20 protein-coding genes are annotated in these 25,773 nt (G+C 49.8%); 8 read left to right on the plus strand and 12 right to left on the minus strand.

The genetic code is table 11. The annotated features are described in order from the left end of the window. Positions 1-40: 40 nt before the first annotated feature. The 5 genes from HOM51_07105 to HOM51_07125 form a co-directional block, all read right to left on the minus strand. On the minus strand, positions 41-466 hold the full coding sequence (locus HOM51_07105) for a cupin domain-containing protein (GenBank protein MBT5034274.1): 426 nt from the start codon (positions 464-466) through the stop codon (positions 41-43). A 74-nt stretch (positions 467-540) separates the two neighbouring features. Further along, positions 541-1,398, minus strand: coding sequence for a CoA ester lyase (locus HOM51_07110; protein MBT5034275.1), 858 nt, complete (start codon positions 1,396-1,398; stop codon positions 541-543). Beyond that, entirely contained in the window at positions 1,399-1,866 is a 468-nt protein-coding gene (locus tag HOM51_07115) for a dehydratase (GenBank protein MBT5034276.1), read from the minus strand. It lies immediately after the preceding gene. Between the two features lie 38 nt (positions 1,867-1,904). Continuing rightward, complete coding sequence (locus HOM51_07120) at positions 1,905-3,107, minus strand: CoA transferase (GenBank protein ID MBT5034277.1); 1,203 nt, start codon at positions 3,105-3,107, stop codon at positions 1,905-1,907. After that, the gene (locus HOM51_07125; protein ID MBT5034278.1) at positions 3,104-4,249 is read right to left on the minus strand and encodes an acyl-CoA/acyl-ACP dehydrogenase; all 1,146 of its coding nucleotides are present in this window, start codon (positions 4,247-4,249) and stop codon (positions 3,104-3,106) included. The genes HOM51_07120 and HOM51_07125 overlap by 4 nt, the downstream gene beginning before the upstream one ends. Before the next feature lie 214 nt (positions 4,250-4,463). On the opposite strand from HOM51_07125, the gene HOM51_07130 reads away from it, so the two are divergent. Then, the gene (locus HOM51_07130; GenBank protein ID MBT5034279.1) at positions 4,464-5,237 is read left to right on the plus strand and encodes a hypothetical protein; all 774 of its coding nucleotides are present in this window, start codon (positions 4,464-4,466) and stop codon (positions 5,235-5,237) included. Positions 5,238-5,423: 186 nt separating this feature from the next. Further along, positions 5,424-5,834, plus strand: coding sequence for a response regulator (locus tag HOM51_07135; protein ID MBT5034280.1), 411 nt, complete (start codon positions 5,424-5,426; stop codon positions 5,832-5,834). Between the two features lie 110 nt (positions 5,835-5,944). Here HOM51_07135 and HOM51_07140 read toward each other — a convergent pair whose 3' ends face one another. Beyond that, positions 5,945-6,715, minus strand: a complete 771-nt coding sequence (locus HOM51_07140) for an FkbM family methyltransferase (GenBank protein ID MBT5034281.1) — start codon at positions 6,713-6,715, stop codon at positions 5,945-5,947. Positions 6,716-7,089: 374 nt separating this feature from the next. On the opposite strand from HOM51_07140, the gene HOM51_07145 reads away from it, so the two are divergent. The 4 genes from HOM51_07145 (at position 7,090) to HOM51_07160 (ending at position 11,877) form a co-directional block, all read left to right on the plus strand. Further along, entirely contained in the window at positions 7,090-7,422 is a 333-nt protein-coding gene (locus HOM51_07145; GenBank protein ID MBT5034282.1) for a hypothetical protein, read from the plus strand. Between the two features lie 94 nt (positions 7,423-7,516). Then, positions 7,517-8,473 (plus strand): hypothetical protein, encoded by a 957-nt coding sequence (locus HOM51_07150; protein ID MBT5034283.1) that lies wholly within the window; start codon positions 7,517-7,519, stop codon positions 8,471-8,473. Positions 8,474-8,514: 41 nt separating this feature from the next. Next, positions 8,515-11,013, plus strand: coding sequence for a CHAT domain-containing protein (locus HOM51_07155; protein ID MBT5034284.1), 2,499 nt, complete (start codon positions 8,515-8,517; stop codon positions 11,011-11,013). Positions 11,014-11,193: 180 nt separating this feature from the next. Continuing rightward, positions 11,194-11,877: a hypothetical protein gene (locus HOM51_07160; GenBank protein ID MBT5034285.1), complete on the plus strand. Its 684-nt coding sequence runs from the start codon at positions 11,194-11,196 to the stop codon at positions 11,875-11,877. On the opposite strand, the gene hpnH is transcribed toward HOM51_07160, so the two are convergent. Together hpnH and ispH are read right to left on the minus strand one after the other, a co-directional pair. Continuing rightward, positions 11,821-12,972: an adenosyl-hopene transferase HpnH gene (gene hpnH / locus HOM51_07165; GenBank protein ID MBT5034286.1), complete on the minus strand. Its 1,152-nt coding sequence runs from the start codon at positions 12,970-12,972 to the stop codon at positions 11,821-11,823. The two genes, HOM51_07160 and hpnH, sit on opposite strands and share 57 nt — an antisense overlap. 30 nt (positions 12,973-13,002) lie before the next feature. Continuing rightward, entirely contained in the window at positions 13,003-13,959 is a 957-nt protein-coding gene (ispH, locus tag HOM51_07170) for a 4-hydroxy-3-methylbut-2-enyl diphosphate reductase (GenBank protein ID MBT5034287.1), read from the minus strand. A gap of 511 nt (positions 13,960-14,470) precedes the next feature. Between ispH and HOM51_07175 the strand changes: the two genes are divergently transcribed. Further along, positions 14,471-15,463, plus strand: coding sequence for an NAD-dependent epimerase/dehydratase family protein (locus HOM51_07175; GenBank protein ID MBT5034288.1), 993 nt, complete (start codon positions 14,471-14,473; stop codon positions 15,461-15,463). Between the two features lie 172 nt (positions 15,464-15,635). On the opposite strand, the gene HOM51_07180 is transcribed toward HOM51_07175, so the two are convergent. From HOM51_07180 to HOM51_07195, 4 genes are all read right to left on the minus strand, one after another. Next, the gene (locus tag HOM51_07180; protein MBT5034289.1) at positions 15,636-19,607 is read right to left on the minus strand and encodes a PAS domain S-box protein; all 3,972 of its coding nucleotides are present in this window, start codon (positions 19,605-19,607) and stop codon (positions 15,636-15,638) included. A gap of 317 nt (positions 19,608-19,924) precedes the next feature. Further along, positions 19,925-21,943: a HAMP domain-containing protein gene (locus HOM51_07185; GenBank protein MBT5034290.1), complete on the minus strand. Its 2,019-nt coding sequence runs from the start codon at positions 21,941-21,943 to the stop codon at positions 19,925-19,927. A gap of 479 nt (positions 21,944-22,422) precedes the next feature. After that, entirely contained in the window at positions 22,423-23,280 is an 858-nt protein-coding gene (locus HOM51_07190; GenBank protein MBT5034291.1) for a TauD/TfdA family dioxygenase, read from the minus strand. A 9-nt stretch (positions 23,281-23,289) separates the two neighbouring features. Beyond that, a complete protein-coding gene (locus HOM51_07195; GenBank protein ID MBT5034292.1) occupies positions 23,290-24,597 on the minus strand; it encodes a bifunctional O-acetylhomoserine aminocarboxypropyltransferase/cysteine synthase in 1,308 nt (435 codons plus the stop codon). Positions 24,598-24,793: 196 nt separating this feature from the next. On the opposite strand from HOM51_07195, the gene HOM51_07200 reads away from it, so the two are divergent. Then, a partial coding sequence (locus HOM51_07200) for a hypothetical protein (GenBank protein MBT5034293.1) occupies positions 24,794-25,773 on the plus strand: 980 nt, incomplete at its 3' end.

A 25,773-nucleotide genomic window follows, 5' to 3' on the forward strand; every position in this document is an offset into this window, starting at 1 on the left:
GAGACGGCTCAATTTGAGCGAATAAAAACGGAGTGCGTTTCTATTTCTCATCCAACCATACATTGCCGGCCTCATTCGTGTTCCCGACACCAATGTAGCAGAAGACCAAGACGGATTCTTCATCCTCCGAAGGGTTAGCGATGACGTGAACGGTGCCTGCGGGAATGAAAATGAAGTCGCCAGCTTCCAGCACCATGTCTTTCCGATGGCTCAAATCGCTGCGCGCGAACCACGCTTTGATCTTTCCTGAAACAACATGCCAGCAAACATTATTATTACCATGATAGTGAGTTGGGTCGGGCTCCCCACCCGGGGGCAGTATGGTACGCCCCATGATCGCGTTGGCACCTTCAACGGTTTCATCATTAATTCCAAACCCGATCTGTAGGGGAGGTTCATATTTTACATCCGTCCCGATCTCGCTTGGACGAATAATCGTTGGATTTTGTTGCTCCAAGGGAACCATATCTGTCTCCTTCTACCTGATATATTTTTGTCAATCTATATGTTAGGCGTGTGTTCCTGGGGATCTAGAGCCCCCTAATTTGACCGCGCAAGAACCGACTTTGCTTGCTTATACATGGCGTAGTCGATGAGCTTGCCATTCACTTGAACTGCGGCCTCGCCATTTTTTTCTGCCACTTCGAATTCTTCCACGGCTTTTTGGTAGTGGGCAAGTTCAACTTCGGGCAAAGCATACGCTTCTCGTGCAACCGCAATGTGCGACGGATGGATCAGGGTCCGGCCATCATATCCAAGACGACGGGACAGCGTACAATCCGCCCGCAATGCATCAAGGTCCTTAACCGCGCTGAACGCGCCATCAAGAACATAAGGCAGCTTCGCCGCGCGGGCTTCTAATAAAACCTTGGATCGGGCATACATCATTTCCGTCCCTTCGATTGAAAACCCACAGCCCAGTTCACGTTGCAAATCACCATCTTCGGCGCTGCCAAAAGCGACGCTTTCAACACGCGTGGCAGAGGTCGCCAGATCGTAGCAGCGCATCACGCCGAGCACAGATTCCATCATCAATATGAATTTGATCGAGTCAGGCTCATACCCTTGGTCTTTTTCGATCTTGGTCACAATTCGGTCCGCGTCCTTAATCACATCCACATCTTCAGCCATGGGAATAAGAATGCAGTTGATCTTATCAGACGCGACCGCCTTCAGATCGTCTTCGATAAGGTCAGGTTCGTTGTTGATGCGAACAATCGGCGGCAGGGAAAGTTGCGGAATGAGATCAGCAATTCGGGTGCGCGTTTCCGCCTTCATATCCATCGGAACGGTATCCTCAAGGTCGATGATGATCGCGTCCGGTTCGTACTTTGCCGATTTGAGGATCATGTCCTCACGAGTTCCGGGAATATAAAGGGTGATCAGCGGTTTTGACATTCAGGCGCTCCGATCTTCATCAGCAGGCTTGCGCTTGATCAGGAAGGCCAGAACCCCTTCCTGCACGACTTCGCCGCGTTGGTTGATAACTTCCATTGCGCGTTTCATGACGCCGCGGTCAGGCTTGGAGGTTTCGCGCTTCTCCAGAACCTTGACGCGGACGTGGAGGGTGTCCCCAGGAATTGTATGCTTGGTAAATTTCAAACTGTCGAAGCCAAGAAAGGCAATCAGCGTGTCATCATAAAGGTGCAACTGAAACAGCAACCCGGCCGAAATTGCGTAGACGAGGGGCCCTGGCAAAATACGTGTGCCAAACTGGGTCGTTTTGCAATATTCCTCATTGACATGCAGCGGGTTGTGATCCCCTGACAGAGCCGTGAAATTGACCATATCGGTTTCGGTAACCGTTCTCTGGGCGGTTACGAATTCCGCGCCGACGTCCCATTCTTCCCAGTATAAACCTGTCATTCTTATCTCCTCGTTCGAGCGACATTCGCAAAATAAAATTATTTAATGACACCCTTGTCATGCAATTCTTTAAGCCTGTCAGGTGACAAATTCAAAAGCCCCCCCAGCACCTCGTCGGTGTGTTCACCTAAAAGCGGTGCCGGGTTGGAAATCACTTCTGCCAAGCCGGTCATTTTGATCGGATTTCCGGGCAGGCGAACCTTGCCGACTTCCGGGTGATCGTATTCGACGATCATATTTCTTTCCGCAACAGGCGGTTCGGCAAAGGCGCCTTCTAGATCAAGCAGCGGCGATGCCGGAACGTCGGCGGCACGAAGATTTTTAATCCAATCATCGACTGTCCGTTTTTCAAAAATTTCTCTGATGAGAGGGATCAAAATTTTACCGTTCTTGGTTCGGTCAATATTGGTGGCAAACCGTTCATCATCAACAAGGTCCGGCGCGTCCATAACCTTGCAGAGATTTTGCCAAGAAATTTCTTCGCGCACAGCAAGCACGACAAAGCCGTCCTTGGCGGCGAAAGCGCCCCACGGCACGGTGTATTCATGAGCCGACCCCATGCGCTCGGGAACTTCTCCGTTGCTTAGATACATCGTCCCGATATAGGTGAGCAGGTTCAGCATGGCGTCGAACATCGACAGTTCGATGCAGCGTCCCTTGCCATTGCGTTCGCGATCAAAAAGCGCCGCGAGGATCGCCTTGCAGGAGAATATCCCGCCGCTCAAATCGCCAAAGGGAACCCCAAGCCGCACTGGCGGTCCATCGTTCTCGCCGGTAATCGACATGTGTCCGCTCATTGCCTGAACAATGATGTCCCAGGCAGGAAAATTCTTGTAGGCCCCTTCTGTCCCGAAGCCGGTCACGGTGCATTGAATGATGCGTGGATTGACCTTGCTCAAACTTTCGTAATCGACCTTCAACCGCTTGAGAACGCCGGAGCGAAAATTATCAATGACGACGTCTGCGGTCTTGACGAGATCGTAAAACAGCTCCCGTCCTTCGTCGGTTTTAAGATCAATCACGACGCTTTTTTTATTGCGGTTGAAGGTTAAAAATAAACCGCTCATCCCCTTGTAGGGCGCGACCGAGGGATTGCGACCAAGGTCGCCTTTCGGCGGTTCGATCTTGATGACTTCAGCCCCCAAATCAGTCAGCACTTGGCTGCCATATGTCCCGGCGATGATCTGGCCGAGTTCAAGGATGCGAACACCGTCGAGTGGATTGCCTAGATCGCTGCTCAAAGCCCTAATCCCCTGGCAATAATGTTGCGTTGAATTTCCGACGTGCCGGCCCCAATAACACCAAGCCGTGAATCGCGGAAAAAGCGCTGCGCCGGGTATTCCATGCTGTAGCCGTAGCCGCCATAAATTTGCAACCCAAGATCGGCGATCGTTTTATAGGCTTCACTTGAATGGAGTTTTATAACCGCAGCGTCAGAGCGCGTGGCCTTGCCTTCAGACACCAGCCAAGCAAACCGGTAGACAAGCATCCGTGAGATATCAAGCATGACCTTCATGTCCGCCAGCTTGTGAGAAATCGCCTGGAACTTGCCAATTGGTTTGCCGAATTGTTCGCGGGTTTTGGCGTATTCCAAAGCCCCCTCAAAGGCTGCCTGGGCGGCCCCTGTTCGTGCTGCCGATAAACAAAGTCGTTCATACCAAAGGCACGTATCAAGGGCTCTCCATCCTTCACCAACTTCGCCCAGAACTGCATCGGCGGGAACTTTAACATCGGAATAAAAAACTTGAGTCGTGCCAATTGCGCGGTGGCCCAACGTAGCAATTCTCTGGATATCTATACCGGGTAATTTTGTGTCGACGAGGAAGTTTGTGATTCCTTCGTGTTTCTTATCGGTGTTTTCTGTTCGCGTGGCCAGTAAGCAATAATCACTGATATCCATACCGGAGGTGAAAACTTTCTGGCCGTTGATAACATAATCACCGCCATCAGTGACATCTGCGCGCGTCATTAAGGCGGCTGCATCGGAGCCGGATTGTGGTTCGCTCAAACCGAAACAGAAGCTCAGTTCGCCCGCAGCCACTTTCGGTAAAATGCGTTTTTTCTGTTCCTCATTACCAAGCGTCATGACCGCGTACCCGCCCCATGTCATGGTGCGGAACATCCACATCGCCAATTCTTCAGAATAATACCCTGCTTCTTCCAGAAGAATGGCAACATCGATTGCGGAACCGCCGGTGCCACCGTATTCCTCCGGTACAATCAGGCCGAGCCAACCCTGCTTTCCCAATGCCTCATAGGCTTCACGGGGGGGCTGTTCTTCGGTATCACAACGCGCCACATAGTCTGGCGTGCAGACCGAACTCAGTAATTCTTTCGCATGGGCGCGAAGATCTTCCTGATCTTGCGTAAATGAGAAATCCATCTCTTATTCCTCTATTTCTGGGCTTCGATTTACGGGCCCGGTCGAATTGCTAGTCTTCTTCCCTTTTCATGGACAATCAAGCATATCATCGGTGATTTTTGGGTTATTTCGCTCTGAACAATAAATTGCCGCGCTTCGTAGAAATACGAGACACCGTTGTAAGTCTGGGTTAATGTAACAAGAATTGACGAGTTAGTTTACAGGGGAAAATTTTATGCGAGCGGTTGCGAAACACGAGGCCGGAATTCTTGAATACGAACGCAAGGGCGGAATGGGCATCCGCCATGACTTCTTCGGTGAACGCGGCGTGGTCGACACGAACCCGCAAGCCTTCCTGATCGAACGCCCCTACCCCAACCCGGTCATCAATCCGCACTTTCACGATATTGATCAATTCCAAGTCGTCGTCGGGGGCACCGGCCGCATTGGCAAGCGCCCGGTCAAACCCATCGCGTTTCACTATGCGGATGCCTTCACACCGTACGGACCGATCATTGGCGAAGAAGATGGAATTCCGTTCTTCACATTGCGCAATTGTTCCAGCGGCGGCCATTGGTCGATGCCGGGGAACAAACAATTTATGCCCGGTCGCGCGGGTCGCAATGTGGCCCAGCTTTTCGACACGGACATCTCCCGCTTGCAAGACGGCGAGATCAAACAAGAAGCTCTCATTGAACCCTTCGAAGATGGCTTGCAGGTCCTTGCTTATTACCTGGGTCCCAATGCGGAAACCGACGCGATCCCATCGAATGGTGGCGGGCAGTATCACCTCGTCGGAAGTGGCTTCTTGCTGGACGGTGATAAGGAACTCCCTGAACATTCCCTGATGCGTGTCGAACGCGGCGAGACCGCCGCGCATTACAAAGCCGGCCCCGATGGCGCATCGGTCCTCTGCATGCAATACCCTGGCCCCTCCAACCGTCCCGGCTCAGACCCCAGCAACATGGAACGGGATGGCTATTCGGAGCGTCAGAGGCCTGGAAATTAGGTCACGTACTCATAAATGGCATCCCCGCATAACAAAAATTTTCAAATTGGATTTAACGGGTGCGGCACGACGTCCCGTCGCGAGTTCTTCTTAGATAATAAGATTAGACCGATACATTATAATCATTTGTTTTTTGGAATTTAGCGACCAATTGTCACTATTGAACAATGGACGATAGGTGCGTAAATGTCGGACGAACTAAGTCGCGGTGATGAGACCCGTAATCCAGCTCAGATTTTGGTCATCGACGATGAGCCGTTTATTCTGGAATACATTGGCGCAATATTAAGCAGTCACAATATTGTCCCGATCCTGGAATATACGTTTGAAAAGGCGCTTCTCCAGATCAGAAGCAAACCCGTCGATTTGGTTATTACCGATCTGTTCATGCCGGGGATGGGCGGCATTGAGGGGATCAAAGTTCTAAAAGATGAATTTCCAAATATTAAAATTTTGGCAATGTCAGCGGGCTTTTCAGGTTTGCCGCCAGAAGATGCCGTCGAGGCTGCCAGAAAAATTGGTGCCGACGCTGCACTGATAAAGCCGCTACAGCAAGACTATCTGGAAGTCGCCCTGGCTGATCTGGGATATATTTAAAGAAACGAATTTATTCTGTGTATCGTTTTCAAAAGAGATAAGTCGTCTTCAATTTTCGCTTCAACAGCCTCAGCCAAAAACAGACGTTCGTGGTGATGGTTGTGCGACACCTAACGCGGCATAAAGATAAAGTCCTTGATGTAGCGGTGGCCTGATTGCGCCAGGGTATCCTTGTCTTGAAACTGCTCTGTCGAGAACTTTGCGATGCTCGTCAGCACGCCGTCCATCAGAAAGAAGCCATCGTAATTAAGGTCCTTCAAGTACCTCATAATTTCCGGGTCTTTCTCATTCAGGTGAAGTTCTTCAATCTCGACAAACAGATTGGGGCGATGTGTTTCCAAGGTCTTTTGAGCACCCTTCAAAACCGCCATTTCGTGGCCCTCAGTATCGATCTTAATAAAACCGATATCGCCCAAGTCCAAGTCGTCCAAGCGATGACCAGGGACCTTGACGACGACGAAGTCGCCTTCTTTTTCACGGTCCAATCCAGCGCCGTTGGACGACCAACCCTTTCTATGGTGGGGTACGATGAGTTCGACTTCGCCAGATGTCTCGGTCAAGGCCGCGTGCTCCAGCTTCACATTCTTATCGATGACATGCTTTAGGATTCGGAAGGGATAGGGATTGGGCTCAAACGCATAGACCACAGGCGAATATCTGGACAAGTAATAGGTATATAGCCCAAGGTTCGCACCGACGTCCACGCTGGCCTTGGTCCCAGAACACAGAAATTGCAGCAGGCCCATCTCCGGACTTTTGCGCGTCCTGTATTTGTAGGATCTGTAGCGGTAGTACCCCCGAAATGGCACATAGCGGAATTTAAAGTCCATCCTGAGCGAGTTGACAATGTCGCGGAAATTCCTATTGGGCAAGCCATTCATCGAGGGCGGATTCCTTTAAGCGTTTTGACGATGCAATTTACATCCGCATCAAAACCCGTAACCCTCATCTCTTCAAGGGCGCAATATTGGATCAGGTCGAAATAAGACCAAATATCCTTTGAAGAAAGTGCCGTAAGCGATAGATTTTAAGGCCTTCAAGCTGATCGGCAGCATCCGATGAATATTTGGTTTTGGCGGTGGTCATAATCGGGACGTCGCTGGACCTTCTCTTTTTGGCCAACACCAACGTTCTGTTTCTAAGGTAATTATAACGTATCAATCCTTTGTCCATTTTCTTGCGAACCGTGATTTGAAACGATAGGATAACGGAATGAGGTAAATAAAAGTAACAATTACACTTGGAGAAATAGCCAATGAAAAGTTTATTCAAATTTGCGGGGCTTTTATCTGTGCTGTCGATTGCAATGATATTTGCCGCAGTTCCTGCAATTGCCGGAGGGGCTTCTCAGGGAGTGGCGACACAGGGAAAATCTGGTGCAGCAGCGTCTGCCAGTGCAACAGAAGCTGAAGTTGGCGAAAGTGGTGACGAGGGTAATTTGGGCCGGGTAGCAACACCGGTTGTTCAAAAAATTATGGCAATTTCCTATACCGTTGCAGCCTTTGGAAAGTTTGAGGACTCAGACGATATCAAGTCGGCAAGCGCCTTGATAGCCGCTTTGACCACGAAGCAGAAGCTCGAGAGTTAAGCTTAACCGTATTGGGCTTGATGAGTTAGTCTATTGGCCTGGTTGAAACCAGTTCCGGAAATAAGAAATAAACAAATAGTTGGGGGAGGCTGACGTGAAGAAATTTTCATGTATCGTCCATGTGACGTTTGTGACATTGAGTGCCGCTGTATTCTTTTGGGGTCTTTTGATTGCAGGGACCGAAACATCTTTCGCCGATGCAGCAGCAAAAAAGATGGCTATGGAAAAAGCTTCGGCTGTGTTTAATGCAACAGGGTCTTATAAACCAGCGAATGCAGATGAAACGGCCGTTGTTGGAATCATCCGCAACAATCTAAAAAATGGTTTTGAAAAACGCGACATTGGATTGATTCAGTCCATCCTTGCCCCCGGCTTCGAATATCGGCTTCTAAGCGGCAAAGAATCGGCCTGGGTCGACACACGTGAAAATTATTTGGGTGCCAGAAAAGATTGGCAAAAGTCTGGCACTTCCGTCCGCAAGCTCAGTCACGTTATCCAGAAAATTTCAAAAAACGCCAAAACGAATGATTTGACGGTCGTTGCCCTATCTTCGCAATCGTCGAAGTATTTTTCACCTAAGTTCATTGAAAGTCTGGTCTTCGAAAATTCCAGCGGGAAGTGGCTTTTAAAACGCCAAGCGCAAATTCCCCTGCATCAACAAAACCAAGAAATGAACTCGGCGGAAATTTTCGTGACGTCCAAGTATAAGGGCGACAAATTCATGGCGGCGTATAAAAAGGAATTGCGACGTGTTGGCCCCTCCGCCGCCGTGGATAATCTTATGAAGGGTGCAAAGTGGGACAACGATGAAGACCAGAGTGTCATTGTCGTCTTTAAAGAACCGCCTGCGCCAGAATCAAAAGTTCAGGTCGTAATCGAGTTCGGCCCTTATGATTTTCCGTTAAATTATGAATTTGAAAAAGTCGATCCATATTTCGTAATTGAAAGCTTGGCTGAAGCAGAAGACAGACAGGACGAAATTTCAATCACGGTTCGTGTCAATGGTCAGGATGTTGCGAAAAGAGTAACCTCTGCGAAGGACAATAAATAAAACGGGTTTTAGTTAACTCGATTGGCAGGGGAGAAACGCATTTGGCTCAGTTTTTTAGTGCCGCGATGCTTGCTCTTTTGATTGGGCTAACCCCTGTTCAAGTCCTTAAGGCTGATCGACACGAACAAGGAATTATGTCCAACAACCGCTCGGTTGAACTTTATCGAGCCGGCAAATTTCGCGAAGCAATTCCATTCGCCAAAGACGCCCTATCCGCAGCGAAAATAACGCATGGGAATGACCACCCAAGTGTGGCGACCGAACTCGATAATCTCGCAAGAATTTATAGCGCACTCGGGCAGCATGATGATGTCATGCCGCTATTAGGTCGGGCGCTTAAGATTCGTGAAGCGGCCCTAGGCGCGGATCATCCAGATATCGCTGTTAGCCTCAATAACATGGGTGAATCATTGCAACAGGCCGAAGACTATGAGGCGGCTGAAAATGCGTTTCGGCGGAGCGCACATATCTTTCAGAATGCCAGCCTGGTGGATGAGGAAACCGAAGGAGACTTTGTCCGCAATGAGGCCATTTCCCTGAACAACCTTGCCCGTGTCCTAAGCTTGCAGAAGAAAGGAGGCGAAGCTGAAGCACAATTTATTAAGGCCCTATCTGTCCTTCAATCTGAATTCTTCTATGAAGATGAATTAATGGGAATTATTAGGGGAAACTTCGCGGCACATTTAGCGGCCGAAGGACGCTATGATGAGGCACGGAATCTTTATGACAAAGCCTTAAAGGGACAGCGAGTTTACCTGCCAGACGACCACCCGAAATTGGCCCACACCTATAACAATCTTGCGACTTTATATCGCAAACAAGGATTAATAGAAGAAGCCTTCGCCGAGATAAAAAAGGCTTCTCGAATTTATGAACAGCGCGCGCTCCTATCCAGCGGTCGGACGGGTGTTGGTGCTGGGGAACGTGACCTTAGAAGGCTGATCTTTACCAACCATATCCAAGGAATCTTTGATGTTCGAAATAAACGATCTGGTCAGAACCCAGCCTTAACAATTGAGTCACTGAAAATTGGACAATTGGCCCGTGCGACATCGGCGGGTGCCGCAGTGGCGCGGATGTCGGCCCGGTTCGCGGCAGGCGACAATGCCCTGGCTAAAACAATTCGGGCTCATCAGGACACGATTGACGAATGGCGGGAAATTGATGCCGCCGTTGTGAAATCTCTTGGCTCAAAAGAGCGCGGAAACCATGCCGCACTTAAGGCAAAACTGTTGGAGCTAAGCATCCGTATAAAATCTTTAGAAACCCGACTAGAGACTGATTTTCCTGAGTACGCTGAGCTTGCCTCTCCCAAGCCGGTTGACCTTGTTGAAATTCAAAATTTGCTCGGCTCATCGGAGGCGCTGGTCTCCTACATTGTTTCAAAATCAAAAACGTATCTATGGGTTGTCAGACAAAATGCAGCTTTTATGACAACCCTCAACGTCGGCTCAGAGATTCTAAGTGAGGTGGTCTATAAACTTCGCGAAGCCTTGAACCCTGAGGGCATTTCATCCTTGGCGCGACTGCCTACATTCGAACGCAAGTTAGCGCACGTTTTTTATCAGACAATATTTGCCCCTGCTGAGCAGGCCCTCGTCGGCGTAAATCACATTTTTGTCGTCCCGGACGGTGCCCTACAAAGTTTACCTTTCGGCGTTCTGGTTTCTAAAAATCCAAATACAAAATTGAATGATTTTTCCGATTACGCAAAGGTCCATTGGCTGGCAAAAAAATATGCACTGACGACCTTGCCTTCTATATCTTCGTTGCGGGCACTTCGGACGTTTGCCAAACGCTCAAATGCAAAAATACCGTTTATAGGAATTGGTGATCCCGTATTAAAGGGTCATCCGGGGAGCAACCGAGGCGTATATCTGGGAACACTCAAAAATGAGAAACAAGACCTTGTGAATGCCGTTCGCGAATTACCGGCACTTCCGGACACCGCTGATGAACTGCAAGCATTATCACGGTCGGTTAATGGGAAAGCATCCGACTTATACCTACGTGATATGGCGACGGAAAAAATTGTCAAAAGATTGGATTTATCCGCAGGTCGGATTATTGCTTTTGCGACACATGGATTAATCGCGGGGGACCTAGCGAATGCTGAGCCTGCTTTGGTCCTGACCCCGCCCGAGAAAGGGTCGTCGTTGGACGATGGCCTGTTGACCGCCAGCGAGGTTGCTCAATTAAAAATTGATGCTGATCTTGTCATCTTGTCTGCTTGCAACACAGCCGCTGGAGATGGCAGTGAAGGCGCGGAAGGCCTGTCTGGTCTGGCAAAAGCGTTTTTCTATGCAGGATCCCGGGCGCTCCTCGTTTCTCACTGGCCGGTCGTATCGGAAGCAGCAGTTAAACTGACGACGAGGATGTTAAATGCCACGGTTAACGATCCAGATATCGGTCATTCCGAGGCACTCCGACGTTCAATGCTTGATTTAATCCATGATCAGGAAAAGCCTTACTTCGCCCATCCCCTTTTTTGGGCACCATTTGTAATTGTTGGTGAAGGGGGCTCCTATTTACCAAAGTAAGTATCCGCTTTAGATCAAGAATTGAAACTTCCGTTGCGTTCCAGAAAGCGCTGCTTTCTTTCCCGATGCGGAACTACTTTCGCCTACTACTTTTACAGCAGGAATATTTTTATCCCTAAAATCTCAATGACCTTCTCCCTGTAGATGTGTACCATCTCCTGCAACATACAGGAGACGTCGTTGAAACGTTTGGGGCTAATTACGGGAATGATGGACGAAGCCGCGTGTCTTGAGGGGATCGCTCTCGATGTACGGCCAGAGATCAGATGTTCAGGTGCATTGAGTGCCAAGGCGTATACCCATGCGAACGATTTGATCTCCAAAGGCTGTGATGGCTTGGTGAGTTTTGGCATGGCCGGGGGATTGTCGGCGGACCTGATGCCAGGGGATATTGTGATTGCATCACGGGTGGTTTCTGAAAATGAGACTTGGGACGTGGATACCGCTTGGGCCGACGCACTCTCTCAAAAATTAGAAAATGTTCATCGTGGTGATGTTTTTGGCAGTGACACCGCCGTCACATCCACCGAAGAAAAAAAACGTCTCGCCACCCAATTTAGTGCCGTCATCGTCGATATGGAAAGCCACGCGGTGGCCCGGGCGGCGGCCCAGGCTGATATAAAATTCATTGTCGTTCGGGTCGTGGCAGATTCCCACGCTCGCACCATTCCAACTTGGGTGACGGGGGGTATTCGTGAGGATGGCTCCGTCAACATGCCGGCGATGGCAATAGGCGCGCTCATGCATCCGTGGCACATTCCGGCATTGATCGGATTAGCAGGCGATAGTGGAGAGGCAAAAAAGAGCTTACGCCGCGTCGCTTTGCTTGGCGGATTCAGATTCGGCCTCGGCACGCTCGGTTAAGGTCTGGACCACGCCTTCGAAGACGAATTCTGCCGGACGTTGGTTTTCCAGCGAGATTTCCGGCGCCATCGGCGCTTCTGTCTCATAGCCGCCTAAGAATACTTTCAGCGCCTTCAGCGGATGCTTGACCGTGTCGGTCACCGCGCTCGCTTCATAGCCACAGTGCACCATGCAGTCGGCGCACTTTTCATAGTTGCCGGTGCCGTATTTATCCCACTCAGTATCTTCCATCAGTTCCTTGAACGTCTGGGTATAGCCTTCACCAATGAGGTAGCAAGGTTTCTGCCAGCCAAAGATATTGCGAGTTGGGTTGCCCCAAGGGGTGCAGGTATAGGACTGGTTCCCCGCCAGGAAATCCATGAACAAAGATGACTGGCTAAAGCGCCATTTCTTGTTGGTCTTTTTGCCAATGCGGAAAATATCGCGGAACAGGTTTTTGGTTTTGGTGCGCGAGAGAAAACTTTCTTGGTCCTCTGCCCGCTCATACGCATAGCCCGGCGAAATCGTAATGCCTTCGACGCCAAGGTCATCGTTGGCGAAGGTGAAGAACTCTGCCGCTTCTTCTGCATTTAATTGATCGAACAAGGTGCAGTTGATGTTGACCCGGAAGCCGCGTTTCTTGGCTTCGCGAATGGCCGACACGGCGCGTTTGAACGTACCAGGTTGGGCAACCGCCTTGTCGTGATGTTCTTCTGGTCCGTCCAAGTGAACCGAAAACGTCAGGTACGGTGACGGCGTGAACTTGTCCAAGTTCTTTTCCATCAACAAGGCATTGGTGCAAAGGTAGACGAACTTTTTCCGGGCAACGATGCCGTCGACGATTTCTTTGATCTCTTTATGGATCAGCGGCTCGCCCCCTGGAATTGAAACCACCGGCGCGCCGCATTCATCGACCGCGTCCAGGCATTGCTGAGCACTCAAGCGCTTGTTCAGAATTTTATCTTCGTAATCAATCTTGCCACAGCCGGGGCACGCGAGGTTGCAGCGAAACAATGGTTCGAGCATGAGCACCAGCGGGTATTTCTCCACACCCTTAAAGCGCTGCTTCATGATGTAGCTTCCAACGCGGATTTGCTGAATGACGGGAACGGCCACTGTATTAATCTCCTGGTATAAGTCGTGCCGCTATTCGGCAGCCTGATGTTGGGTGAGTTCTTTGGGTAGCTTGAACTGAACGGTTTCTTCGACGCCGGGATTTTCTTCGATCACCACATTGCCAAATTCACCCAGGCGATCAATCACGCCTTGAACCAATTCTTCAGGGGCTGAGGCTCCCGCGGTCAAGCCAACGGTCTTAACCCCGTCCAACCAATCCGCATCCAGACTATCGGCATCATCAATTAAATGACTGGGGATGCCGAGTTCGACGCCCAAGTCGCGCAGGCGATTGGAGTTGGAGCTGTTCTGTGCGCCGACCACCAAAAGCAAATCCACGTGGCTGGCCAAATCGCGGGCCGAACGTTGACGGTTCTGGGTGGCGTAGCAAATGTCTTTAACATCCGGGCCGACAATTTTTGGGAAGCGATTTTTCAGCGCTTCAATCACATCGCGGGTATCATCAACCGACAAAGTGGTCTGGGTAACGTAGGCGACTTGATCTGGATTCTTAATGTCGAGGGAATCAACGTCTTCGGTCTTGGTCACCAGCTTCACACCGCCGGGAATACGCCCCTGGGTGCCTTCGACTTCCGGGTGGCCGGCGTGGCCAATCAAGATCACTTCGCGTTCATGACGAACGTGGTTCTGGCCTTCCTTGTGGACTTTGGAAACCAGCGGACAGGTCGCATCAATCACCGGTAAATCCCGGTCGCGGGCTTGTTGTTCGACCGCTTCGGAAATACCGTGGGCGCTGAAAATTGTTACCGCACCGTCGGGAATGTCGGAAACTTCCTCGACAAACACAGCCCCCTTGGCGCGAAGGCTTTCGACGACGTGTTTGTTATGCACAATTTCGTGGCGCACATAGACCGGCGGGCCATGGAGTTCCAAGGCTTTCTCAACGATCTCAATAGCGCGTTCAACGCCAGCGCAGAACCCACGAGGTTGCGCCAACATAACGCGGATTTCTCTATTCTCAGTCACAGCAGAAAACCCCTTTAAAAAGACCCCAACACCAGCTGATAAATCAGCCGTCACCGTACCGTACGCGATTTTATTGGAATCGGGAAGAGGATGTAGCCCATTTCCAGTCCCAATGCACGCGCTATCAACGTGCGAAATATAGGGAGTTTCTGTGAAATTACTATGGGTTGGCCGTCAAATCCTTGCTCTTATACCAAATCTCACTAATAAAGGCCCATAGAGACGGCTTCACAAGACTTTCGGCAAGGAGCCGTTCGTCGTAGCGATGCTTAGGGCATCGCAAGGCGGGCGCAACGCTGTCCGAAAGCCTTGTGAAGCCGCCCTTCGGATCGCATATAAGGCCCGTCGGAGGGCGTCGAAAAGTCTTGCCGATGCGGGGCATCGCCTGCGTCACTTCTCCTACCCGACGGACCTTATATGCGATCTCTATGAGTCTTTATTAGTGAGACTTGGTATAATTCCTATGATAGGCCAAGTAAGAACAATGATTTGCAAGAAAGACACACCATAAATGACGGTTTTGGTAACAGGTGCGACAGGCTTTGTCGGTTCGGCGGTGGCGCGAAAGCTATTGGACCGGGGCCAGTCCGTTCGCGTCATGGCGCGGGCGAATTCGGATAGATCAAACCTTGAGGGATTGGACGTCGAAGTCGCCGTTGGTGATCTAACGGACAATGCCTCCCTGATCGCCGCCTGCAAGGGCTGTGATGGGCTCTACCACGTTGCCGCCGATTATCGGCTCTGGACCCTGGACCCGGCATCGATGCTGGCCACCAACGTAGAAGGCTCGCGCAATATGGCGCTCGCCGCCGCTGAAGCCGGGATCGGGCGAATGGTTTATTGTAGTTCCGTCGCGGTTCTGGGCATCGATCCCGTCCCCCCCCACGGCACCGAAGACACCCCTGTCACCTACGCCAACATGATCGGCCCCTACAAACAATCAAAGTACCTGGCGGAAGAAGCAGTTCGCGGGCTGATCGATAAAGGCGGCCTGGAAGTGGTAATTGTTAATCCCTCCACCCCCATCGGCCCGCGCGACATCAAACCAACACCGACCGGCCGCGTGATCGTCGAGGCCGCCTCTGGTAGAATGCCGGCGTATGTCGATACCGGCCTAAATATTGCCCACGTGGATGATGTTGCGGAAGGGCATTTACTGGCAATGGAAAAAGGCGTGTCGGGAGAGCGTTATATCCTCGGCGGTGAAAACATGACGCTGTATGAAATCCTCATCGACGTCGCTGGCATCGTCGGCGGCAAGCCCCCCAAAGTCTGCATCCCCCACAACGCCATCCTCCCCTTCGCCGCCCTCGCCGAAGGCTGGGCACGCCTAACCCGAGGCAAAGAACCTTTTGCGACCCTGGACGGTATCAAGATGGCAAAGAAAAAAATGTTCTTTTCATGCGAAAAGGCGAAACGCGACTTAGGCTACACCCCCCGCCCCGCGCATGAAGCGTTGGCCGATGCGGTCGAGTGGTTTCGCGATAAGGGGTATTTGCGGTAGAGGCAGCAAGCGCAAATCTCGAGAAAGCTGCTAAAAATCGTAAAACGGCCTGTGGGAAACTCCAAAGCCAGTGTCCAGTCGCCATATTTTTTGCGTCCCCCGGCCTAAAGCAAACATCAATCTAGGCCGGTGATCTGGTCTGCTGGTGAGCGAAAGCAGAAAATATATACGATCAAGTCTCCGAATTAAGACCCAATGCATCTTCAATTGTTTGAAGAACGACACTGACATCTATTGGTTTCGTCAGATAGTCGTAGAACCCAGCCTTTCTTCCTTTATCGATATCGCCTTTGGTAGCATTTGCCGATAGAGCGATGACGGGATTGTTCCAAATTTCATTTATTTCATTGAGTTTCTCGAGAGCCTCAAATCCATTCATTCCTGGTAGATTGATATCCATAATGACGAGATCGGGGTTTTCAGAGAGAACCAATTCTATGCCAGATTCCGCGTTGTTGGCCGAGATCATGCTTAACCCATCCACACGAGATATGACCATTTTCATGAGATCTAGATTCGCGGGATTGTCTTCAACATAAAGAACCTTGCCGGAGAGTTTCCTGAAAATATCATTCTGAACATTATTGGTCGTTGTTTCCTCCACAATGTTCACTTCTTGGGACAAGGGGAGTTCAAACCAAAATGTGCTGCCCCTACCGACCTCGCTCTCAAATCCGATATTTCCTTCCATTTCTTCAACCAACCTCTTTGTTACGACCAGGCCAATTCCTGTGCCCTCAATTTCCGTCGTTTCCTGACCTAAGCGACTGAAAGGTTGAAATAGTTCCGAATGCTTATCTTTTTGGATTCCCTCCCCTGTATCCGTGACGCTAATCTTCAAAAAATTATTACGCATTTTAGTCGTGGAGATGGTCAATTTTCCACCGTGTCGATTGTATTTGACGCCATTCGTAAGCAAGTTCAACAATATCTGTCTAAACCGAGTAACATCTGCCCGGACCACTTCATCCCCCTTGTATAATGAGCGGTCGATAGGTTCAATTTCCCGACTTTCTAAGATCGTACCAATTGAAGAAATGCAATCATCTATCAGTGCAGCGACCTCTACATTTTCGATTGTAAGATCGATTTTTCCGGCTTCGATTTTTGCTAAATCAAGGACTTCATCTATGAGTTCCAGAAGATGCCCTCCGCCTTTTTTAATGTGAATCACAGAATTCTTTTGCGACTCTGTTAAGGGTTCATCTGGATTGTATTCCAACATCTGGCTAAATCCGAGAACTGCATTCAAGGGCGTGCGAAGTTCGTGGCTCATCGAAGATAGAAATTCAGATTTCGCTTGATTAGCGGCCTCTGCATCTTGCCTAGATTGACTTAACTCATTTTGTATTCGTTTAAGTTCTGTGATGTCCGTACGAACAATTGCTGTTCCGCCGCTTTTGGTTTTGAACCCACTAATTTGAACGGACTTCCCGTTGGGATAAGTTCTCTCTAAATGACCGCGAGGATCATGATGCCAAGCCAAGCGTTCCTGAATATAACTTTCATCTCTTTTGAGACCATCCTTTCTTGTCGAACGTTCGGCCCGAGTTCTTAAGAAATGCTCGAAGGGCATACCTATTTCAATAATATCGGAAACGTCGTCCATGGCATCTTTATACTGCTGGTTAAAGAAAACCAGTTTGTCATTTTCATCATATAATGCGAACCCTTCGGCGAAGCTATCGGCTGCATCGAGTAGAGTTTCTTGAGAGTTCCGCAAGGCTAACTCAGCATTTTTCAGGTCACTAATATCGAGAGTGGTTAGGACAGTTCCTCCATCCGAAGTTCGAGTTTCATTTACCAATAGCCAAGTGCCATCGCTATGTTGGCTGATTGCAGAACCTTGAGGATTTTCGTGTCGGGCCATCCTTTCCTTAATGAATTCTTCTTCGCGTCCGATGGTGTTTGGAAGTTGGCCTATCTCAACACGCTGTCTTACGTATTCTTCAAACGTTAAACCTATTTTTAATAAGTGCGGCGTTTTCTCTTGGCGGTTTTGAAACTGCACATTGAAGTTACTCAATTTATCGTCAGCATCAAAATACGCAAAACCTTCATGCAGACTATCTATTGCAGATTGCAGCTTTCTCCGTTCTTCCTCCGTGGCTGCTTGACTGGCTACGACTAATTCTTCTCCCATTTTACGATCAGTGATGTCGCGAACAATTCCCGTGAAAACAGATTTTCCATATCGCTTGAGTTCACTCACAGCAAGTGACATTGGAAACGTTGTGCCGTTTTTTCTCAAACCCGTCACTTCACGTTCCATGCCGATGATTTTACGCTCACCTGTTGCGTGATAATTTTTAAGATAGGAATTATGTTTACGCCTATCTGGATTAGGCATCAGAATATTTATATTTTTACCAATAACTTCATCAACTTGGTATCCGAAGATGGTCTCTGCCGCCTTGTTGAAGGATTGGATTTTTCCTTTATCGCTAATGGTGATGATGCCATCAACAACGGAATCCATGATTCCTTGGAGGCGTTCTTGTTGTTCTACCAACTCTTGTTCTATTTGCTTACGTTCGGTGATCTGTTGGTCCAGGTTTTTAGTCCGAATTTGAACACGGGATTCCAATAAATCGTGAGCCTTTTGCAATTCGTCCCTATGCTTTTGGCGTTCAGAAATGTCCGTGTTGATCGTCCCGATTGCTGTTATTTCACCGTCTGAATTGGTTATCGGGAACTTTTGCATAATAGTGGTCAAAACGATCCCATTTTTTAAAGGTGTTTGTAGTTCTCGTTCGACCAAATTACCGGACTTAAATACCTCCTTATCAATAGATGAAACATCTGACACATGTTCAGCCGGAAATACTTCACTTCGAGTTTTGCCAATGAAACTAAAATTGTCCGGGTTGAACCATTGGTTCCACGTCTTATTGACGAGCAAGAATCGACCCTCTGGGTCTTTTAGGTTCACGGCAGCAGGAATATTGTCGAGAAACGTGCGGAGAAATTTGTCACTGTTCGTCGCATTATCCAAGGCCGCTTGAAAATCAGTGACATCGGTCCGAATAATAGTAATGCCACCGTTTGGTGTTTTTGTCTCTCGGCTTTGAATAATCCGGCCATCGGGACGATATTCGATATGAGGTTTACCTGGATTAAGGTGACGTTTTAGCCGCTCTTCAATAGAAAATTTCTTATCTTTTAGATACTTGTCCCGCAAGCCTGTCTTTTCCCGGATACGGGCCTGCTCCTCAAACGTCATATTTAGTTTAAGGATGTTTTTTAGTTCGTCCCGGCCCTTAACGAAGTTCTCGTTAAACAGGGCAAGTCTATCATCAACATCGTAGTATGCGATTCCGTCAGGAATACTTTCAATCGTATCGGTAAGAATACTCTCGGCCTTTTTCCGATCAGAAATATCCTGAACCATCACCATCCGTGCACGGCGTCCTTGATAATTCAGAGATGCGGCACGTGTTTCTACATCAACAAAACTCCCATCCAGGCGCATATATTGAAGTTCCAAGGGTGGAGCCGACTTTCCGGTAGTTTCCATTTCCGTAATACGCTGTTTGATTAATTCACGCTGGTTGGGATGGTGCAGTTCCAAGGACGCTTTTCCAATTAGATCATCAGGAGATTCTGCCCCCATCAACTCAACGGCCGCCGGGTTTGCAAAGACGACGGTTTCATCTGCATGAACAAAAATAGCGACTGGTGCAAAACTGGTGAGAATTCGATGGAAATCTTCGCTTGTCGTAAAATTGTCTTGGGGAACCGCGGATTCTAAATTTCTATCTGCATTTTCTAACAGGCGTGAAATCGTAGCTGGCAATTGCTCCAGAAAAGTTTGTTCATTGTTCTTAATGACATAGCTCGAGACCCCGACCGATAATGCTTCGGCGGCAACGTGCTCACTCCCCCTTCCCGTAATCATAACGATTGGAATTTTGGGTTCTAATTTCAAGACCTCTTGAGCAATTTCGAGCCCCCTCATATCAGGGAGATCGAAATCCAAGGCTAAAAGATCATAGGAACCGCTATGGAATTTTTTTAGACCGGATGCACCCGTAAGCGCATACTCAACAGTATATCCGTCCTGCTGCATACGCTCCTTGAACAACGAACATAGATGTTCGTCGTCTTCAATATATAGAATGCGCAGATTTTGTCGTACTGACACAAGCAATCCTGCCCTCAATGTTCCAAACGAGGTATCCGTATCTATCTTGGTTTGAATCTTTCTTTTTCAAGCGTAAATGCGAGGATTTTGTAAAAAACGTAATACGGTCTGTAGAAAACTCCATAGCCAGTGTCCAGTCGACTATTTTTGCCTCCACCGGAGTAAAGCGGATATCCTTCTAGGCCTGTGATTTAGTTTGCTGATGACCCTGTGCGGACTTTTATCGAACATTGCCTCGCGTAAATCTTTCTTGGGTGCTCAAAAAAAAGGCCCGGTGATTGCGCACCAGGCCCAGATATAGAGGAGGACGTTCGTCGTTAAGCGGCATTCACGTTACTCAAGAATGATGACACCTCCTGGCGCAGGGAATTGGTTTCGGTTCTTAAGGACATCACAACCTTCTCCATATCTTTAACGGAGTTTCCGGTGTCGCCAGCACCCTTAGAAACTTCGGCAACGTTCTTTGAAACGTCTTCTGTGCCGGTAGCAGCCTCTTCAGCGTTGCGCGCGATTTCCTGAGTGGCAGCGCCTTGTTGTTCTACTGCCGCAGAAATGGTCGTTGTCACCTCGCTCATCTCGTCGATCGTCGTGCCAATGTCACCGACAGCTGCAACAGCAGCCTGGGTGGCATTTTGGATATCAAGGATTTGAATGCCGATTTCCTCGGTTGCCTTGGCGGTTTGGGTGGCGAGGTTTTTGACCTCAGATGCAACCACGGCAAAGCCTTTGCCCGCATCACCTGCGCGCGCGGCCTCGATCGTGGCATTGAGGGCCAACAAGTTGGTTTGATCTGCAATATCGGTAATCAGAGCCACAACCTCGCCAATTTTCTGTGAGGCCTGGACCAGACCTTGGATATCATCGTTGGTTGTTTCGACCTTGTTGACTGCCGAGCGGGCAATATCCGTGGAGTGACTGACCTGCCGCGTGATCTCATCAATTGACGATGATAGCTCCTCAGTTGCGGCAGCTGCTGTTTGAACATTGGCAGAAGCCTGCTCCGCAGCAGATGATGCACTGGCTGCTTGCATGTTCGTGTCGTTGGCCGTTGCATCGAGAGACTTCGTGGTCGATTCGATTTGTTGCACGGCGCCACCGACGGTCTCTAACGCCGTGCCCACGGTCATTTCGAAAGAAGATGTTAATTGGTCGATCTTTGCCACACGCTCAGCTTCTCGCTTAGCCCGTTCGGCCGCATCTGCTTCCAAGCGCACACGTTCCAAGGCGTTATCCTTAAAGACTTGAACCGCTTCGGCCATGCTACCGATTTCATCGCCGCGGTCCTTCGCAGGCACCTCGGTATCGAGTTCGTTCGCCGCAAGCCTCGTCATGGCGTGGGTCATGGAGACGATAGGTTTGGAGGTGCTGTTGCCCATGAAGAAGGCAAGCAAGATGCCGATAACGACACCGGCTATACCAATAACCAAAACCTCAGTTTCAGCAAATGCGATTGTGTGTTCGGTTTCTTCGCGAATGTGATGCTCTTCCTTGCTAAACTCTTTCATCATCCATTCCGCATCAGAAGCCAACTGATGGGAGGCTTCTTTCATTTCTCCGTCAACCAGATGTCGTAGTTCTTGTTCGTCTTCGTGGATTTTATTGAAGGTCGCGATGTAATCCTTCAGCAAAACATTAATTTCGTGGTGAAGTTTCTTTTCACCGGCGGTGTGAAGAGACCCCCCAAGCGCCCTTAGGGCCAGGGCTAATTCCTGGAATTCATGTTGGACCTTGGCACCGAAGGAATCGTCTTGGCGCCCGATTAGAATGTTGGCATAAAGCCGGGCTTTCAGAGCGTGTTCACGGGCGATGCCAACATAAGTCATGGCGTCGCGATTACCTTCTTTGGCGGCCTGTTTCAGGATTTCGTTTAGATCTTCAACGATTTTCACGCCTTCGGGTTCCAACTTCTTGTGGATCAAGCCTTGGAATTCGTGCTCCAGCACTTTGGCTTTCTCGAAGTCTTTGATGTATATATTGAATTCTTTATTCAGATGGGTCGCCTTCGCCAATATTTTGGGTTGGTGCTTCACATCTTCGATCAACTTCTTGATCGCAGGTGCCAATTCTTTGGCTATTTTATCGACCTCTTTCGCATCTTTTTCATGCCCTAAACTGGCAAATTCACGGGCATGGGATCGAAGTTTCAGAAACTCCGCCTCAATATGGGCAACTTCCGCTGCTTCATCGGCGACTTTGACAAGTTCTTCGATTTCGTGACTTACGGTGACGAAGTTGGTGTAGCTTAGAATTGCCACGACAGCCATGATGGCGACGACGCTCCCAAAGCCAGCAAGCAACTTGGCTTTGATGTTGAGATTGTTGAAAAAGTTGGTCATGAGACTAATCCTTGATGATGTAACATTTGGTACTTAGTAATGTGTTTTTACATTCCACGAAGTAAGAAACGTCGATTGAGACGTTGTACAGGCCGGGCGGTCATGGGGAACATGGCGGCGAATTTCTTGCTCTGGGCACCGGACGCTTCTACCGGGTGTTTGTATACTGACCAGATCACCGTTTCTGTCTTTAGTTATATATCACCCAGCCTATGCAATAGCTCTTTACGACTTTAGTAATAATAAGACGCATTTGTAACTGGATTATTTCTCAACGATGTCATTGTGTTACAGAATCACACTATTTTTTGAAGCAAAATTTTCACAAATACATTCAATTTACGCTGTACATTAGGATGCTCTGAACAGCCGCTTTTGGCTCTAAGCGTGTATTGCGTCGGCCGGTTGAGATGACGGGGGCGAAGCGGACATTCAGAAAGCTAGAGACATGGTTCCAAGCGGAAAAAGATAAAGGGGAGTCAAACCTCACCCTTTGCGTCCCGCCCTATCCTCTCTGTACATCCCACAATCATCCGCAGCATGCATCTTGGTTCCGTGTAATCATCCACGGCGCAGTGCATGGCCGAGCGGTTGTCGAGGCCCATGAGCATGCCTTTGGTCCAAGCGTGGCGGTATTGGAAATTTGGGTTTAGGGCGTGGTCGAACAGTTCAGCCAAGGTGTCGTCGCTTTCGGACTGATCCATCTCGTTGATTTTGACGGTGTAGCCCGGGCTCACGAACAACGCTTTTCGCCTGGTATTTGGATGGGTGCGGACGACGGGTTGGCTGACGTCGGGGTGGGTGCCTTGCTGCTGAGTATTCAGGGTTGGTGTTCCGCCGTCGGTGTTCCAGCCCCAACGATGGGTCGCCGTCGTGCCGTTGATTTTTTTCTTCATCGCATCCGGCAACGTCTCATACGCCATCACCATGTTGGCCGCCAAGGTATCGCCACCGGTGCTGGGCAGGTGTGTGGCATAGAGGAAGATCGCATCCGACGGGTCTTTCTCATAACTCAGGTCCGAATGCCAGAACGCGCCCGCAGGGATGACTGTGGTGCGCGACTGCGGCGTGTCCATGTTCCGGGCGATGATCGAAACCTCATAAGTTTCCGGATGGTGGTACTGATCCAGTACGTGCGGGATCAGCGGCCCGAAGCGATTGCCAAAAGCACGCAGCCACGCAACGTTTTCTTGCAACTCCGGCACGACAATGGCGATGTGATCGTGCAGGGCTTTTTCGACCACGGCGAAGTCTTCGTCGCTGATCGGCTTGGCTGAGTCCAGACCCAGCACGACCGCTCCCATGGGGCCTTCAAGAGGTTCGACTGATATCGTCATGGGAGCACCTTAGGTTTGCGCTAACGCTTGTTCCAAATCCCAAATGATATCGTCAACATGTTCAATGCCAATCGATAGCCGTACGTAACCGGGTGTAACACCACTCGCCAGTTGATCTTCTTCAGAAAGCTGCGAGTGAGTCGTCGTTGCGGGGTGAATGGCCAAGCTGCGGGCGTCCCCAATGTTGGCGACGTGGTAGAACATCTGCAACGCATCGATGAACTTTTTACCAGCCTCACGACCGGCTTTCAGTTCAAACCCCATCAGCGCACCATGACCCCCCGAAAGATAGGCATCCCGGCGCCGCGCGTTCTCGCCATCTTGCAGTCCTGGGAAAATAACGTGTTCGACTTTCTCATGGCCATTCAAGAAATCGGCAACCTTGGTCGCATTCTCGCAATGACGTTCCATGCGTAGCGGCAAGGTCTCAAGCCCTTGGATAAAATTAAACGCATTCATCGGGGCCATCGGCGCGCCCATGTCGCGCAGCAAAATCACCCGGGCGCGCAGGATATAGGCGATTGGCCCCAAGGGCTTCACCGCCTCCGTCCAAACCGCACCATGGTAGCTCGCGTCCGGTTGGTTCAAGGTCGGGAAGCGATCACCGCCGGCTTCCCAATCAAAATTGCCACCGTCAACAATCACACCACCGATGGAGGTCCCGTGCCCACCGATGTACTTGGTCGTGGAATACATGACGATGGCCGCGCCATGATCCAACGGTCGGCAGAGAATGGGGGCTGCTGTGTTGTCCATGATCAAGGGCACGCCGAGTTCTCGTCCGATGTCGGCGACTTCTTTGATGGGGAATAGCTGCAACTTCGGGTTCGGCAGGGTTTCGGCGTAGTAGCACCGGGTCTTATCATCCGTCGCCGCGCGGAAGGCTTCCGGGTCAGACGGGTCAACGAATCGCGCTTCAATGCCCAGGTCCTTCAGTGTGTTGGCAAACAAATTCCAGGTACCGCCGTAGATATCCGTCGACGTCACAAAATTATCGCCAGCGCGGCAAAGGTTCATCACGGCGAACGCCGAGGCCGCTTGACCGGACCCTAATGCCAGTCCTGCAACGCCGCCTTCCATTGCCGTCACGCGTTCTTCCAACACCGCACAGGTTGGGTTCATGATGCGCGTGTAGATATTGCCTAATTCCTTGAGCGCAAACAGATTTTCCGCATGCTCTGTACTATCAAACTGATACGCCGTGGTTTGATAAACCGGTACGGCGACGGCATTGGTCGCGGCGTCTTTCCGGTGGCCCGCATGCAGGACCAAGGTTTCGGCTTTTAGTTGGCGGTCGGCGATATTATCGGCTGGCATAGAGTCCCCCTGTCGAAAAGAATGTTGTTCCAAAGTATGCGAATTCAGCTTCCTGTCAGCAAGTCAGTCTATCTTCCTCCAGGGGATCACGTAAATGTTAGATGTTACGTGTGGGAATTAGCTTGTTTTTTCGTTCGCCAATTACAAATTGAGCTTATACAGGCATGGGGCTGGTCGAGCACCGGAGTTGGGAAGCATGAGTATTGTGAGTACGGACGTTTCAGTCAAAGCAGCGGATATAGATTCACTTTGGATTTTACCCCTGGCGGTTCTACCGCTCAAAACGCCTGGGCTTCGAAAGGTCCGCCTGATGAAAAGCAACCACCTCGAAGGGGTGGTAGAAATGTTTGCTTCCGATGGCGCAGGCAGTGGCCACATCAGGCCGCTTGATCTGAGTGAAACCTTTGCCGACATTGATACCGGCGATACGGCGATGATAGAGAAGCTGGCGGCACTACACAGTTACGATGTCTATAGCCTACGCATTTCGCTCCGCGAGATGGGAGTCGATGTTACCGACAGCAAGCACCTGACTCTTTCAAAAAGCAAACAAGAAGAACTGGCGGTCTACATGAAGCCGTTCACCGACCGGCTGATTATGCAAATTTATGGTGATGACGGAACAGCTTCTGGTGAAACCGACATTCAAGCACTATTTCGCGACGCCGACCCCAATGTCGCCCGACAGAAGCTCAAAACCATTTCCGACACCTTGAACATTGATCTCCAATCCGTGCCGCAGTTCCTGGAAGATTATGGCGATATTTATCTTTCCATCGCCTATTACCGGCAAAACCTTATATCAATCGCGCCGGTGATTATGGACTTTTTGGAAGCATGTTATGAAATTTCCCGGCACAATCAGCTCAGTCAAAATCCTGAAGCGATGAAGGTCTGTAAAAGGCTGGAAGCCAAGACTGCCAAGCTACGCGATGTGCTGTCGGATCGTTTCGCCGTGTTCCAGCAAAGCACCGAAGCAATGTGGGAAGACATGAATGCGGAACGCTTTGGTGAGTTCAAACAATTGGTAGAAGATAATCACGCGGCGCTCGGTGGGTTGCTATGTACCCTTAGTGTCAAGATGAATGGCTGGCACAAAAGATTCCCTGAAAGAAAAAGCGCCGGCCCCCATCAGTGGGTTGACTACATGATGACGGACATGCGCCAAGGGTATTA

The organism is Rhodospirillaceae bacterium, from assembly GCA_018660465.1.
In the GTDB taxonomy this organism is placed as follows: domain Bacteria; phylum Pseudomonadota; class Alphaproteobacteria; order Rhodospirillales; family JABJKH01; genus JABJKH01.